The sequence below is a fragment of the Acidiphilium sp. JA12-A1 genome (assembly GCF_000724705.2).
Classification (GTDB): Bacteria; Pseudomonadota; Alphaproteobacteria; order Acetobacterales; family Acetobacteraceae; genus Acidiphilium; species Acidiphilium multivorum.
Map to the genome: position 1 here is coordinate 1 of NZ_JFHO01000226.1, position 410 is coordinate 410.

At 75.4% G+C, this 410-nt stretch carries 1 pseudogene; it reads left to right on the forward strand.

Going from position 1 to position 410, the window contains the following annotated elements:
• Positions 1 to 410: pseudogene (locus RT91_RS19430) on the forward strand (DUF2029 domain-containing protein); the annotation flags it as partial.

The following is a 410-nucleotide window of genomic DNA, read 5'->3' on the forward strand; positions in this document are numbered from 1 at the left end:
CTCGGTGCCCCGGTCGGCCTTGCCGGCCTCTGCCAGGGCGTCTCGGCGCTGGCGGCCTCGATCTGGTGCTGGCATGCCTGGCGCCGCAAGGAGGCCGACCCGGTGGCGCGCGCCGCGCTCACCGTCTGCCTCACGCTGCTCGTGACCCCCTATGCCTATGCCAACGACATGACGGGGCTTTCCGTCATGGTCGCCTGGCTCGCCTGGCGGCGCGGCGGCCCCGGCGTCGCCGACGCGCTGCTCTGGCTCTGGCCCGCGCTCGGCCCGGTGATCGCGCGGGTGCTGCATGTCGAGATCGCGCCGCTCGTCATCCTGCTCGGCGCCCTGCGGCCGCCGCGCGCCGCGGATGGCACGCCGCCCGCGTGCTACCCGCGCCGATCTGAAGACCAACGGGCCGATTGCGGCCACCC